At 73.4% G+C, this 10,688-nt stretch carries 9 protein-coding genes; 3 read left to right on the top strand and 6 right to left on the bottom strand.

The annotated features are described in order from the left end of the window. Positions 1–676 precede the first annotated feature (676 nt). From CG719_RS19000 to CG719_RS18990, 3 genes are all read right to left on the bottom strand, one after another. Complete coding sequence (locus CG719_RS19000) at positions 677–2,095, bottom strand: DUF2690 domain-containing protein (RefSeq protein ID WP_100569841.1); 1,419 nt, start codon at positions 2,093–2,095, stop codon at positions 677–679. Between the two features lie 548 nt (positions 2,096–2,643). Beyond that, positions 2,644–3,141: a DUF3017 domain-containing protein gene (locus tag CG719_RS18995; protein ID WP_199836685.1), complete on the bottom strand. Its 498-nt coding sequence runs from the start codon at positions 3,139–3,141 to the stop codon at positions 2,644–2,646. After that, positions 3,131–3,985 carry a bifunctional methylenetetrahydrofolate dehydrogenase/methenyltetrahydrofolate cyclohydrolase gene (locus CG719_RS18990; RefSeq protein ID WP_100569839.1) on the bottom strand — a complete coding sequence of 285 codons (855 nt, stop codon included), beginning with the start codon at positions 3,983–3,985 and terminating at the stop codon, positions 3,131–3,133. The genes CG719_RS18995 and CG719_RS18990 overlap by 11 nt, the downstream gene beginning before the upstream one ends. 254 nt (positions 3,986–4,239) lie before the next feature. Here CG719_RS18990 and CG719_RS18985 point away from each other — a divergent pair, with 254 nt between their 5' ends. Beyond that, positions 4,240–4,899 (top strand): RDD family protein, encoded by a 660-nt coding sequence (locus CG719_RS18985; protein WP_100569838.1) that lies wholly within the window; start codon positions 4,240–4,242, stop codon positions 4,897–4,899. Between the two features lie 335 nt (positions 4,900–5,234). Continuing rightward, complete coding sequence (locus CG719_RS36485) at positions 5,235–5,399, top strand: hypothetical protein (RefSeq protein ID WP_234375638.1); 165 nt, start codon at positions 5,235–5,237, stop codon at positions 5,397–5,399. A gap of 74 nt (positions 5,400–5,473) precedes the next feature. Here the strand turns inward: CG719_RS36485 and purH are convergent, their stop codons facing one another. Together purH and purN are read right to left on the bottom strand one after the other, a co-directional pair. Beyond that, positions 5,474–7,036 (bottom strand): bifunctional phosphoribosylaminoimidazolecarboxamide formyltransferase/IMP cyclohydrolase, encoded by a 1,563-nt coding sequence (gene purH, locus CG719_RS18975; protein ID WP_100569836.1) that lies wholly within the window; start codon positions 7,034–7,036, stop codon positions 5,474–5,476. Then, complete coding sequence (gene purN / locus CG719_RS18970) at positions 7,033–7,662, bottom strand: phosphoribosylglycinamide formyltransferase (RefSeq protein WP_100569835.1); 630 nt, start codon at positions 7,660–7,662, stop codon at positions 7,033–7,035. Before purN ends, purH begins: the two co-directional genes overlap by 4 nt. Positions 7,663–8,044: 382 nt before the next feature. On the opposite strand from purN, the gene CG719_RS18965 reads away from it, so the two are divergent. Continuing rightward, positions 8,045–8,824, top strand: coding sequence for a hypothetical protein (locus tag CG719_RS18965; RefSeq protein WP_100569834.1), 780 nt, complete (start codon positions 8,045–8,047; stop codon positions 8,822–8,824). On the opposite strand, the gene CG719_RS18955 is transcribed toward CG719_RS18965, so the two are convergent. After that, entirely contained in the window at positions 8,814–10,643 is a 1,830-nt protein-coding gene (locus tag CG719_RS18955) for a cell division protein PerM (protein WP_199836684.1), read from the bottom strand. The genes CG719_RS18965 and CG719_RS18955 overlap by 11 nt on opposite strands. Between the last annotated feature and the right edge of the window lie 45 nt (positions 10,644–10,688).

The raw sequence follows: 10,688 nt of genomic DNA, 5'->3' as shown, positions 1-10,688 counted from the left end.
GAGCAGGGCGTAACCGATCTGGCCGGCCGCGCCGGTGACGGTGACGTTCACGGGAGTGCGAGTCATGGCGTTCTCCGTATGACAGCTGGCGGTGGGGCGTCCCTGCCCCGGGGTGCGGGATCCCGCCGCCGGCCGCTGACCGGCGGCGCCGCGATGACCGATCACTCAACGGATGATCGATCTCTTGGCGTCAAGAGAGATCCAGCCGTCAGGCTATCGCCTCTCCGGGATCTCGGACGGCCGGGCCCCTGTGGCCCGGCCCACAGAGCGGCCCGGTGACGTGGGAGAGGCGGCCGCCCGTCCGGGAGAGGAGGGACGAGGGCGGCCGCCGTATGGGGTTGCCGGAAAACCGGACTCCCGTGGGGGTACTGTCCGCGTGCCCGGTTCGGCGGCCCCCACACCTGTCCCGTGCGACTTGTCACCCGGACGGCCCCCACCGCCACTGCGGCTCCCCCAGGGCCTCTCGTTTGGATCATGCCGGGCTCGCGGGCCCTGGCACCGCTCCCCCAAGCTCTTCGAGCAGGGGGCACCCCCAGCCGCGTTGTCGTCGGTTGGCAGGGCTCCGCCCTGCCGCCCTCCTCCGCCTTGCGACGCTCCCCCACTGCCTGAACGGCGTGGGAGGTGCCCCCAGCACCAGACCCCGCTCCCTGATCCGGCCTGAGCCAAACGAAAGACCCTAGCCGGTGCACCCCGTCAGCCCCGACGCCAGCGTCACGCACGCCTTGGCCTGCGTCGCGTCCCGCACCGCGACCATGGGCGTGTACGCGATCGTCTCGCCGTCCGCCGCGAGGGTGCCGCGCTCCGTGCGCGAGCCGACCGTGACCCGGACCTCGTCCCCCTGGACGGCCCGGGTGATGCGGGCCCAGGCGGCGCCGCAGGTCTTGCTGTAGCGGACCTCGACCAGGGTCGCGCCGACGGTGACGCTCTCGGCCGTGCTCACCAGGTTGCCGCTGCACCCCATGGCCTCGGCGTCCTTGCCGGTGCAGCCGTCCGCGACGCACTTGACGCCGGGCGGCAGGCTGACGTCGGCGGAGGGGGAGGGCGACTTGGCCGTGTCCGCGGCCTTCTTGCCGTCCCCGCCGCCGGTGAGGAAGAAGACGGCGCCGACCACGGCCAGGGAACTGGCCGCACCCGCGAGGAACATCAGCACCTGCCGCTTCCGCCCCCTGCCGCCGGAGGCAGCGGGGCGCTGAGAGCGCGGGGGCTCGCCGTTCGGGCCCGGTGAAGCCGGGGTGTACGGGCCGCCGGGGTCGCTCGGGGCGTAGGAGCCGGAGGAGACCACGGGCTGCGGGCTCGTGAGTCCGGCGGCCGGTCCGGCACCGCCGGCGGCGGGCGCCTTGTCGTCGGAGGCGCGGCCGCCCGTGCGGGACGGGCCGCGGTAACCGGCCAGCCCCCAGGAGTTGCCGCCCGTCGACGCCGGGGAGCCGGAGGCGGAACCGGAACCGGTGTCCTTGCCGGCTCCCGCGGCCGAGTCGGGGCGGGCGTCGGAGCCGGAGCGGTCGGGGTCCGGACCGGCGCCGGGAGCGGCGGGCCCCGGTGCGGTGGCCGGGAGGTAAGCCGTCGGCACGGCGTCCTCCGGGACCGGCGGCGCCTTTCTCGCCGTGCCCTCGCGGGCGTCGGCGTCGGACGCCGTCGGCTGCACGGGCACCGCGGGGGACGCGCCCGCCGGGCCCGCGCTCCCCGGGGCCGCCGTGGCGGTGCCGTTCCTGCGGGCGGTCTTGCCCCCGCCCGCCTCGGCGCCGGATGCCCCCGCGCCGGCCTCCCCGAGCGCGACCCGCGCCTGGGCTATCCGGATGGCCTCCATGGTCCGGTCGTGGCGCATCTCCGCACGGCTCCAGGCCCGTTCGGCCAGCTCCCACATGGTGGTGAGGTGGACCGGATTGGTGCCGGTGACCTCGGCGAGCGCGACGACCGCACCCTTGGGCGCCAGGAGCCGTCCGTTGAGATACCGCTCCCAGGACGTCTTGCTGTAACCCGTGCGATCGGCAAGCGCGGCGATGCTCAGACCGCCGCGGTCCACGAGCCTGCGCAATTGACTCGCGAACTCCCTGATCTGTGGATCGAGTTCATCGGGCAAGGCCTTCCAACGAGGCATCGCTTCCCCTTCCCCCCGGTACGTGCTGGTTGTTCCCCGCGCGTGACACCTGTGCCGATTCCCTGTTCTCACTGCCCAGTTCTCGCTACCCACAGGAGCGCGCCCCGTCAGGATCTCAGGTCCCGCCCCCAGGGGCGCACGGAAGCACTCGGGCCGACGCTCGCGCCCGGTGCGACTGCCCACGCTAGCCCGACGGGCGGACGGTCTCAGCCGCGTGGCGGGATCTGTCGACATTTCGCCACATCCCGGATCCCGGCGTGACCTCGCGCGTCGCAGCGGCCCCCGGCTCCCCGGCCGGGGACCGGGTCCGAGGTCCTGTGGCAAAGCGCGGACAGCGTGGCGGAACGGTCACTTCCGTGCCACAGCGCACGGACAGGCGTTGAACAGCCCGTTCACCGTGCAGGAGGGTTGGTCCCGGCGACGGCCCGTCCTGACTCGGGGGAGAGGACGGGCCGCCGCGTGCCAGTGCTGTGGCCGGGAAGGTTTGCCGGAAAGCTCGCGGTGCCGTGCCGGGCGTCGCGAGCCGGTGAACCTTTCCGGTCGCGGCACTAGCCGTTGCGGACCGTGAAGTGCAGCGCGTCGTCCAGGAACGGGATCTCCAGCCAGGGCCTCGGCTGGGCCATCAGCGCCAGCAGGACGATGGTGCAGCCCAGTACGGCGAAGGTGATGATGTCCGTGAAACGGGAGCGGACCGCGAGCATGCCGACCCGGGGCAGGAACCAGCGCAGTGCGGCCCCGCCCAGCAGCGCGAGGCCGATCAGCAGCAGACCGACCCTGAAGGCGTCGAGGGCGGTCACCAGCAACCCGAGCCCCACCGTGCCCAGCACGGCCAGCAGCGGCCACTGCCGGGCGGGCGCCAAGGCGCCGCCGGGCGCGGCCCGGCCGCCGCCCTCCGGCCGCGCGGTGTCCCGGGTGAACAGCGGAAAGCGGCGTGTGCCCCGGCGCGCCCTGCCCGTGGCGTCCACGACGCCGATCGGGTCACGTACCTCTGTCTCCGGCTCCGCGGGAGCGGCCTCCCGCCCGGTGCCCTCCACGTCAGCCGACACTGCGCTCCGCCGCCTCGACCACGTTCACCAGCAGCTGGGCGCGGGTCATCGGGCCGACCCCGCCCGGGTTCGGGGACAGCCAGCCGGCCACCTGGGCCACGTCCGGGTGGACGTCGCCCACGATCCGGCCCTCGGCGTTGCGGGAGACACCGACGTCGAGGACGGCCGCGCCGGGCTTGACGTCCTCGGCGCGGACCAGGTGCGGGGATCCGGCCGCGGCGACGATGATGTCCGCCCGGCGCAGGTGCGCGGACAGGTCGCGGGTGCCGGTGTGGCACTGGGTCACCGTGGCGTTCTCGCTGCGCCGGGTGAGCAGCAGCGGCATCGGACGGCCGATGGTCACGCCGCGTCCGACGACCACGACCTCGGCGCCCTTGATCTCCACGCCGTGGCGGCGCAGCAGCGTCAGCACGCCGTTGGGGGTGCAGGGCAGCGGGGCGGGCTCGTTCAGGACGAGCCGGCCGAGGTTCATCGGGTGCAGGCCGTCCGCGTCCTTGTCCGGGTCCATCAGCTCCAGGACGCGGTTCTCGTCGATGCCCTTGGGCAGCGGCAGCTGGACGATGTAGCCGGTGCAGGTGGGGTCCTCGTTCAGCTCCCGGACGACCGCCTCGATCTCCTCCTGGGTCGCCGTGGCCGGCAGTTCCCGCTGGATGGAGGCGATGCCGACCTGGGCGCAGTCGCGGTGCTTGCCGGCGACGTACTTCCGGCTGCCGGGGTCTTCCCCGACCAGGATCGTGCCGAGGCCGGGCGTGACGCCCTTCTCCTTCAGCGCCGCCACGCGGGCGGTCAGATCGGTTTTGATCTCGGCTGCGGTGGCCTTGCCATCGAGAATCTGGGCGGTCATGTCCTTATCCTCGCGGATGACCGGCTCCCGGTTCCAATCCGGGAGGCCCGTGGGCCTTTCCGGGCGTCCGCACACGTGATCGGCGATGTTGCACTTGCACAACACATGGTTCCCCGGGCTGGACAACATCTCGCCCCGCCTAGAACGATGAACGCCGCAACAGCGCGGTTCGGGTTCGGGGGGCAAACCGCTCAGATCGTGTCGTTCCTCCGCGCAGTCCGCGTCGTCCCCGCAGTTCAACGGAGGAACCGGCCATGAGTTTCGGCTCGCCCAACGATCCTTACGGAGCGCCGCAGAACCCTCAGCAGGGCTACGGCCAGCCCCAGCCGCAAGGCCAGCCCGGCTACGGCTACCCGCAGGCGCCCCCCATCCCGCCCCAGCAGGGTTACGGCTACCCGCAGCAGCCCGGCCACCCGGGCGGCGCCGGTCCCCGCGTCGCGTCCATGGGCCGCCGCTTCGGTGCCCGCCTGATCGACGGCGTCATCTTCGGCGTCATCTACGGCATCCTCATCGCCGCGGGTGCCTCCAGCTTCGTCGGTGCGGCCAAGGACTGCGATCCGAACGCCGCCGACTACAGCACCTGCATCAACAACGCGAGCTCCGACTTCACATCCAAGTTCGGCGCCGTCTTCGGCACTATGATGATCATCACCCTGCTCTACGAGTGGCTCATGGTCGGCCTGCTGGGCCGCACCCTGGGCAAGATGGCCGTCGGCCTGTACGTGGTGAACGCCGAGACGGGCGGCAAGCCGGGACTGGGCAAGGCGTTCATCCGCTGGGTCATCCCGACGGTGGGCAGCGTCGCCTGCGGTATCGGCCAGCTGCTGGTCTACCTGTCCCCGTTCTGGGACAAGTCGGGCCGCCAGCAGGGTTGGCACGACAAGGCCGCCGGCACCATGGTCGTACAGAACTGACACACGCCGCGCAAGAGAACACTTCGCGCCATTCATTCCCGAGGGCCGTGTCCCACCCCGTAAGGGGGGACACGGCCCTGGTGCGTCGCCCTGGTCTGGATTCCGTAGCCGTCAGGCACGGGGAGACGCACCTTGTACAGCATCATCGTGGTACCTCCGCCGGCCACGGGGGACGGACGACACAGCAGGCCAGGTAGTCCCAGTTCCGGCTCGCCGGCATCGCGGGCAGCGCCCAGGCGGCGTCGCCGTGCTGGAAGAGCGGATCCGTCTGGTACTGCGACAACGCCAGTGGCGCCAACGTCTACCTGAGCCCCGACACGGGGTCCGTCGGCCGCATGTACTCCAACCCGTCCTGGTTCGTCTGCAAGTTCGACGGCGGGCAGAACCACGGCGGCCCGCACCCCACCCGCTGGGTCTGGACCCAGGCGGACAACGGGGCCTGGGGCTGGATGAGCGACAACAACATCGCCTCGGAGACCAGCCCGCTGCCCACGTGCTGAGTCCGGCGTGAGCGCGGCCTCCGGCTCTCTCGTGGAGAGGGCCGGAGGCCGCGGTCGTCAGGGACGTTCGCCGATCAGTGGAAGAAGTGGCGGGTCCCGGTGAAGTACATCGTCACGCCCGCCTTCTGCGCGGCCTCGACGACCTGCTCGTCGCGGATCGAGCCGCCCGGCTGGACGATCGCGCGGACACCGGCGGCGATGAGGATCTCGGGGCCGTCCGGGAACGGGAAGAACGCGTCCGAGGCCGCGTAGGAGCCGTCGGCCCGCTCGGCGCCGGCCCGCTCGACAGCCAGCTTGCAGGAGTCGACGCGGTTGACCTGGCCCATGCCGACGCCGACCGAGGCACCGTCCTTGGCGAGCAGGATGGCGTTGGACTTGACCGCCCGGCAGGCCCGCCACGCGAAGGCGAGCTCGGCCAGTTCCCCGGCCGGCAGCGCCTCGCCGCTGGCGAGGGTCCAGTTGGCCGGGTCGTCGCCGTCGGCCTGGAGCCGGTCGGTGGCCTGCAGCAGCACGCCGCCGTCGATGTGCTTGGCCTCCACCCGCCCGCACGGGCCGTTCGGGGCCTTCAGCACCCGGATGTTCTTCTTCTTGGCGAGGGCCTCCAGCGCGCCGTCCTCGTAGTCAGGCGCGACGATGACCTCGGTGAAGATCTCCGCGACCTGCTCGGCCATCTCCTTGCTGACCGGGCGGTTGACCGCGATCACCCCGCCGAACGCGGACAGCGGGTCGCAGGCGTGCGCCTTGCGGTGCGCCTCGGCGACGTCCGCGCCGACCGCGATGCCGCACGGGTTGGCGTGCTTGATGATCGCCACGCACGGCTCGTCGTGGTCGTACGCGGCACGGCGGGCGGCATCCGTGTCCGTGTAGTTGTTGTACGACATCTCCTTGCCGTGCAACTGCTCGGCCTCGGCGAGTCCGCCGACCGGGCCGCCGGTGTAGAGGGCGGCGGGCTGGTGCGGGTTCTCGCCGTAGCGGAGGGTGTTCTTGCGCGCGTAGGTGGCGCCGAGGAAGTCGGGGAAGGAGGACTCGTCGGCGGGCGCGTAGGAGGAGGCGAACCAGGAGGCGACGGCCACGTCGTAGGCGGCCGTGTGCTGGAAGGCCTCGGCGGCCAGCCGCTTGCGGGTGGCGAGGTCGAAGCCGCCGTCCTGCACCGCGGCGAGGACGTCGGCGTAGCGGTCCGGGCTGGTGACGACGGCCACGGACGGGTGGTTCTTGGCGGCGGCGCGGACCATCGAGGGGCCGCCGATGTCGATCTGCTCGACGCACTCGTCGGGCGAGGCGCCGGAGGCGACGGTCTCGCGGAACGGGTAGAGGTTGACCACGACGAGGTCGAAGGGCTCGACACCCAGCTCGCCCAGCTGCCGCCGGTGGTCCTCCAGGCGCAGGTCGGCGAGGATGCCGGCGTGCACCTTGGGGTGCAGGGTCTTGACCCGGCCGTCCAGGCACTCGGGGAAGCCGGTGAGGTCCTCGACCTTGGTGACGGGCACACCGGCCGCGGCGATCCGGCCGGCGGTCGAGCCGGTGGAGACGAGTTCGACGCCGGCTTCGTGCAGCCCGCGCGCGAGCTCCTCCAGGCCGGTCTTGTCGTAGACGCTGACGAGCGCGCGCCGGATGGGCCGCTGGTTCTCGGCGGTCACTGGATAACTACCTTTCGTCCCTCGATGCGATAGCCGTTGCGGGCGAGCCGCCCCACGACCTCGACGAGCAGCCTTCGCTCGACTTCCTTGATGCGCTCGTGCAGCGCGCTCTCGTCGTCCTCGTCCCGGACCTCGACGACGCCCTGGGCGATGATCGGGCCGGTGTCGACGCCGTCGTCGACGAAGTGGACGGTGCAGCCGGTGACCCTGGCGCCGTAGGCGAGCGCGTCCCGCACACCGTGGGCCCCGGGAAAACTGGGCAGCAGGGCGGGGTGCGTGTTGACGAACCGCCCGCCGAACAGCGCGAGGAAGTCCTTCCCCACGATCTTCATGAACCCGGCGGAGACGACGAGGTCCGGCTCGTGGGCGGCGACGGCCTCGGCCAGCGCCGCGTCCCACTCCTCGCGCGTGCCGTAGTCCTTGACCTTCCGCACGAAGGTCGGCAACCCGGCGCGCTCGGCGCGCGCCAGCCCCTCGGTGCCGTCGCGGTCGGCGCCCACGGCGACGATCTCGGCGCCGTAGGCCTCGACTCCCGTCTCGGCGATCGCGTCGAGGAGCGCCTGAAGATTGGTGCCGGATCCGGAGACCAGCACGACGAGGCGCTTGGCCACGGGCTTGGCGGCCACGATGGGGCCCTTTCTCGGGAAGCTGTTTTGTATGGTCGTACGAATGCTTCGCGCTTCCGGATACGGGGAAGCCTACGAAGCGGCCGACCGCCAGCAACGATACCGGCACATCGGACGGCCCCCATGGGACGGGGGCGTGGCCGGAAGGTAGCGTCTGGGGGGAGCTGGTACGGGAACGCACCGCACGCACCACACGTTGACGCGGTGAGAGACCCCGGACCGTGGGCACCCAGCGCACTCGGGGGGACGCTCAGCACCGGAAGGATCCGTGCCCGCGCGGTCGTGCCGGACCATCCGTGCCCGATCAGACGTGCCAGACCTGTCGTGCCAGACCGTTCGTGCCAGACCGTTCGTGACTCACCAAGGGGAAGACGCTCACTTGATGCCGCACCGCAGCCTGCGACTCTCCACGCTCCCTCCGCAGCCCGCGGGAGGGCGGCGCGGTGCCGTATTGCTGCGGGAGCACCCGTCCTCGCCTCCGGACGCGTCCTCGGACGGGCGGGACGGCGCCGGACGCGGCAGCGCCACCCCGGACGACAACCCCTTCGCACCGCCGCCGGAGGGCACCCCCGACCGCCCGTGGCAGCCTCGTCCCCAGTCCGGCGGTGACGGCTCGTCCGAGGGCGGATCCGAGGGGTCCGGCGACGGCGGCGGCCACTGGGGCAGCCAGTGGAGCGACCGTCAGCCCGGCCGCTCCTCCAACGGCTTCGGCGAGCGCCCGCAGCGGCCCGGCGGCCCGCAGAACCCGGGCGGCGGGCCCGGTCCGCGCTGGGACCCCACCGACCCCGCCCAGCGCCGCGCGCGGTACGCCCTGCTGTGCGGCATGTGGGCCTTCTTCTTCGCCCTGTTCAGCTGGCCGTACGTGGCCCTGCTGCTGGGCGCGCTCTCCCTGCACTGGGGCATCAGCTCGCTGCGCGCCAGGCCTCGCGGGCAGGACCCCGACAGCCCGGCCACCGGGGGCCGCCCGCAGACGACGGCCGCGGTCAGCGGCCTGGTCACCGCGTCCCTGGCGCTCGCCCTGGTCGCCGTGAACTTCACGGCGCAGATCGTCTACCGCGACTACTACTCGTGCGTGAACGACGCCCTCACCAACGAGGCCAAGCAGTCCTGCGACCAGCATCTGCCGCAGGAGCTGCGGGGCGTGCTGGCGATCAGCGACTGACGGGGGCGTCCGGCGCGGGGGGTTCCTCCGCGCCGGGGTCCTGTGCGGAAGGCTCCTGCCGGGCGGGCGGAGCGACCGGGTCGCCCTGACCTGGGGCCGGAGGGGAATCCACCGGCTGCGCGGTTCCCTTCGGCCTGGTGTCCTCCTCCCCCGCCGCGGCCTCCCGCGATGCCTCCGTGCCCGCCGCCGCCTCCTTCGGCGCGGTCAAGCGGGCCTGCCGGGCCGCGTCCTCGTGCCAGGAGGGGGCTCCCGGCACCGGCGGGTCGAGGGGCAGGACGTCGTACGGCTCGAGGAGGTCGTCAAAAGGAACGGGCACCGGTGCGGGCTGCGGGGACCGGGGCTTCGGGGTCTTCGCCCGCAGGAGCAGGCCCCACCTGCTCACTCGCGCGCGCACGGCTTCGGCGGCCGACGGCCGCGGCACCGTGACGGTGGTGCCCGCCCCGGCCTCGCCGGTCTTCGGCCGGACCGCGCCGCCCGCCCGAACCCGGAGCGAGCGGCAGCACCACGCCCGCAGCACCACCGCCGTCGGCACTGCCCCCAGCGAGGTCCACACCAGCGCCGCCGCGCCCACCTGCCACCCCACCGGCCCGAACCGGGCGAGCGCGGCGTCCCCGAGCGGGCCGCCGGCCAGCGCCGCGAGAGCCCCGAGGACCGCAGCGCACAGCAGGCAGGCCAGCCCGGCACCGGCCACCGTCCGCCACCACGACCAGGCCCGCAGGCCCGTGCATGCCTCCCCGCCGTCCCGCTCCCGGTCGCCCCGCTCCTCCCGTACCGCCGCCCTGGCCACGAACCACCCCATCGTCAGCCCCGCCGCCACCGGCACCGACGCCGTCGCCCAGTTCAGCTCGGTGCCGGGGCCGGGGTCCGGTACCGCGGCGAGCAGCGGGAAGGACGGCAGCAGCAGGGCCGGGGCGGAGGACAGCGGGCCGACGACATGACCAGCGCCGAGCACGAACCCGGGGCCGGCGGAGTACGCCGCCGCCCACAGCACCGCGTTCGGCAGCAGCGCCAGGCACAGCAGCAGCACGGCGAACCGCCCCGACCAGCCCTCGGTCAGCTCCAGGAAGGCCCGCTGGACCGACCCGGCGTGCGCCACCAGTGACACCGCGAGCATCACGGCCCCGCCGCCGGCGAACACCATGGCCCCGGCGCCCGCCGCCCGTGCCGCGGCACCGAGGCGCGCCCGCGGGCCGGGTCCGAGGAGCAGCCGCCGAACACCCCCCGGCAGCAGGCGCAGCGCCCGTTCCAGGGGTGCCCGGGGGCAGCCGTACGCCGTCCACACTCCACTGCCCGCGGCCGCCGCGGTGACCAGCGGTACGCACACCGCCGCCCATGCCCAGGAGGGCCGCAGCGCACCGCCGGCCGCGTACGCGGCGGCACCGGATCCGACGGCGAGGTAGCCGAGGACGACGCCCGCCCAGGCGGTGTGCGGGGCGACGAGCGGCCCGCCGTCGCTCCCGTCGGTCGTGTCCCGGGCCGCCCGGTGCACCAGCAGCACGGGCAGCGCGAGCAGCAGCAGCGGGGTCACGCCGACAGGCGCGGGAACCCCCGTGAGGGTTTCGGTGCGGATCAGTTCGGAGCCGTGTGCCAGCAGCCACAGCGCGGCGGCGACGTGCAGCGCGCCGCCGGGTCCGCTGTCCGGGTACGGCGAGCTGATCCACAGGACGACGACGAGCACGGCGAACGAGCCGAGGCCGAGGCCCGCCGCGACCGCACCGCTCAGGAACCCGGCTCCGAGGCCGGGTGAGCGGTCCGTCACGCGGGTGCGGAGACGCGACAGCGGGGAACGTCGGCGGGTCGTCTGGATCACGGCCTCCATGCTCCCAACGGCACACGCTTTCCGGGCGCAACAGGCGAACCTCCG

This window comes from Streptomyces sp. CB01373, assembly GCF_002803075.1.
GTDB lineage: Bacteria > Actinomycetota > Actinomycetes > Streptomycetales > Streptomycetaceae > Streptomyces.
The sequence above is the reverse complement of the archived record's forward strand: the minus strand, read 5'-3'. Positions and strand labels throughout refer to the sequence as shown.

Bases quoted from the DNA above. Each gene is read 5' to 3' on its own strand.
- CG719_RS19000 (WP_100569841.1), bottom strand. From the start codon at position 2,095: ATGCCTCGTTGGAAGGCCTTGCCCGATGAACTCGATCCACAGATCAGG.
- CG719_RS18990 (WP_100569839.1), bottom strand. From the start codon at position 3,985: ATGACCGCCCAGATTCTCGATGGCAAGGCCACCGCAGCCGAGATCAAA.
- CG719_RS18985 (WP_100569838.1), top strand. From the start codon at position 4,240: ATGAGTTTCGGCTCGCCCAACGATCCTTACGGAGCGCCGCAGAACCCT.
- CG719_RS36485 (WP_234375638.1), top strand. From the start codon at position 5,235: ATGTACTCCAACCCGTCCTGGTTCGTCTGCAAGTTCGACGGCGGGCAG.
- CG719_RS18965 (WP_100569834.1), top strand. From the start codon at position 8,045: ATGCCGCACCGCAGCCTGCGACTCTCCACGCTCCCTCCGCAGCCCGCG.
- CG719_RS18955 (WP_199836684.1), bottom strand. From the start codon at position 10,643: ATGGAGGCCGTGATCCAGACGACCCGCCGACGTTCCCCGCTGTCGCGT.